The sequence below is a fragment of the Streptomyces sp. NPDC005195 genome, assembly GCF_040608315.1.
GTDB lineage: Bacteria > Actinomycetota > Actinomycetes > Streptomycetales > Streptomycetaceae > Streptomyces > Streptomyces kaempferi.
This window is the reverse complement of sequence record NZ_JBEXHZ010000216.1, coordinates 1-2,899: the sequence shown is the minus strand read 5'-3', so window position 1 is coordinate 2,899 and position 2,899 is coordinate 1. Positions and strand designations below refer to the sequence as shown.

The 2,899-nt window shown below is 72.2% G+C and carries 2 protein-coding genes; both read right to left on the bottom strand.

The features are described 5' to 3' along the window. The coding region (locus tag ABZV34_RS38125) for a sugar-binding domain-containing protein (protein ID WP_356287488.1) at positions 1–1,856 on the bottom strand (1,856 nt) is incomplete at its 3' end. 130 nt (positions 1,857–1,986) lie between these two features. Further along, a partial coding sequence (locus ABZV34_RS38120) for an ROK family protein (RefSeq protein WP_356287485.1) occupies positions 1,987–2,899 on the bottom strand: 913 nt, incomplete at its 5' end.

Sequence of the window (2,899 nt, the reverse complement as noted above, 5' to 3'; positions counted from 1 at the left end):
CGCACGTAGTCCGCGAGGCCCGTCGGCGGGCCGTAGCGACCGGCCAGGGCGGCGTCGTAGATCTTCAGGGTGCCGAAGGTCGCCGACGGTGAGCGGTGGTACTGCGGGGCGCCCGGGTTCTTCCAGAGGGTGTCGAGCTCGGCGGGGGACATCATGCGGCGCAGGGTGTCGAGGGTGGGGATGTCGGGGCCCGCGCTGGTCTCGGAGTTGAAGCCGGTGGCGCCGCCCTCGCGCTTCGCGTACCAGTAGTCCGGCGGGACCCAGTCGTAGGGGCCGGTCATCTTCATGCCCGAACGGCCGCTGACGGGCGCGGAGTTGTCGGAGGCCGCCGCGACCACGGGGGTCGCCCAGTCGGCGGCTCGCAGGGCGTCGAGGTAGTCCTTCTCGATCGTGGCGTCCGGTGCGAAGTCGCTGCCGATCAGGAAGGAGACGACGCTCGGGTGGTCGCGCAGCCGCGCGGCCTCCGCGGCCATCGACGCCTTGGCGACCGGGTGGTCGGCGGCGGTCCACGGGGCGCCGGACTCGCTGCCGTTGACGTTCCCCTCCCACTTGTCGCAGCACTCCCAGCCGGGCAGCGTGAGGATGCCGTACCGGTCGGCGAGGGCGAAGAACTCATCCGGTTCCAGGTGCCCCTCGAGGCGGATGGTGTTGAGGCCCAGGTCGAGCGCGTACTTCAGCCGGTCCGCCACGTACGTCCGGTCCCAGCGCAGGAACTCGTCGGGGGACCAGCCGCCGCCCCTGATCAGCAGCTTGCGGCCGTTGATGCGGTACTGCCGGGCGCCGTCGGCGTCGAGCGGGGCCTTCACGTCGCGGATGCCGAAGTCCTCGTGCGCGGTGTCGGAAACGGTGCCGGCGACCGTGGCGGTCAGACCGAGGCCGTACAGCGGCTGCCCGCCCATGCCCGCGGGCCACCACACCTTCGGCGCGTCCAGGTGCAGGCCGTGGGAGTCCGAGGGGGTGAACGTCACGGACTTCGTCTCGTGCGCGCGCAGCGTGACGGCTCTGCCGAAGGCCGCCGTCGAGCCGACGGTGCCGGAGAGCGTCGTGGTGACCGCCGTGCCCGAGTCGTTGCGTACCCGCGCCTTCACGGTCAGGTCCGCGGAGGCGAGCGAGGGGACGGCGAGCCTGCTCACGACGTGCGCGTCGCGCAGCGCGACCGGGCCCCCGCGACGGACGAGGACGTCACGCACGATGCCCATGTTCTCGTCGGGCGGTGGCTGGATCCAGTCGATCCAGCCCATGGTGAGGTCCTGGTCGGGCTGGTTGGGCCGGATGCGGAACGCGACGGTGTTCGTGCCCGCCCGTACCAGCGAGGTGATGTCGAGTTCGTGGTGGGTGTAGGCCCCCGCCACCTCCGTGGCGTCCGCGACGCGCTTGCCGTTGACGTAGACGTCGGCGGCGGAGATCACCCCGCTGAAGTCCAGATGGCTGCGCTCGGTGGTGTCGCCGACCGTGAAGTCCGAGCGGTACCACCAGGGCACGGTGAAGTCGGCCTTGGGAATGCGTTGTTGGTTGGTCGAGTAGAACGGATCCGCGTACACGCCGTCCGCGAGCAGCGCCGCGAGGACCGTGGACCGCGAGCCCGCCGGATACCAGCCGGTGGCCGGATAGCCGGGGCTGGAGACGTCGGCAGCCGAGTCCGTGACCTCGGCCGTCGACTGGATCGCGTAGCCGGAGAGCGCGGTGGTGCCACCTGCCGTGGACGGTACCGGCGTGGCACGGGTACGGGCGGGGGCGGCGGTGGCCGGTCCGGCGTCACGGGACCCCGTCCACGCTCCCGTCGCGAGGGTGCCCAGGAGGCTCAGAGCGACGGCGGCCGTGGCCAGGCGCCGATGGGGGGCAGAGCGGTCGAACACGGTGGTCTCCTTTGGGGGTGGGGGATCATCCGCGCTACGGCACTGCAAGTTAGGAAACTTTACTAACTGGGCCCACAAGCTAGGTCGCCGAGTCGGTGGTGTCAATCACCGGGCGCCGCGGTCCAGTTGATCAGGAGACCGACCGCCGGTCGAACACCACGTCACGGGCCGTGCCCAGCGCCGTGGCCACCGCGCCGAGCAGCACCGCGTCCTCGCCCAGCCGGCTGGGCACTATCTTCGGCCGCAGCGGTGTGAGAGTGCGCAGGGTCTCGCGCACCGGCGGCAGCAGCAGGTCGATGCTGTGGCCCACCCCGCCGCCCAGCACCACCAGATCGGGATCGAGCACCGCCGCCGCGGCCGCCACCGTGTGCGCGATCCGCTCGCCCTCCAGGTGGACGGCGCGTACGGCCGCGGGATGACCCTCGCGCGCCGCGTCGAAGACGGCCTTCGCGGTGAGCTGTCCGGTCATGCCGAAGTGCCGCGCCGCCTCGACGACGGCCACCCCCGACACCGCGTCCTCCAGCGTCTCCGGCTTGTGCTGCCCCGGCCAGGGCAGGAACCCGATCTCCCCGGCCCCGCCGTGCGCCCCGGTGAACAGCCGCCCGTCGCTGACCACGCCCATGCCGAGTCCGGTGCCGATCATGATGTACGCGAAGAGCCGGCTGCCCGCGCCGACGCCGTAGGTGTACTCGCCGAGGGCCGCGAGATTGGCGTCGTTGTGCACCTCCAGCGGGATGCCCAGCATCTCGCGCATACGGTCGAACAGGCCTGCCCGGCCCCAGCCCGGAAGGTGCATCGCGTACCGCACCCGGCGCTGCTTCTCGTCGTACACGCCCGGTGTGCCCACCACCGCGTGGGCCACCTCGTCGGTGCCGAGGCCGGAGTTGGCGACGACCTGGCGGGCGGTGGCGACCACCAGGTCGGCCATCGCCCCCGAACTGCGGGCCCGGTTGCGTACGTCGGCGCGCGCGACCACGGCGCCGTCCAGATCCGCGAGCGCCACCCGCAGCCAGCCCCGGCCGATGTCGATGCCGAGCGCGTGG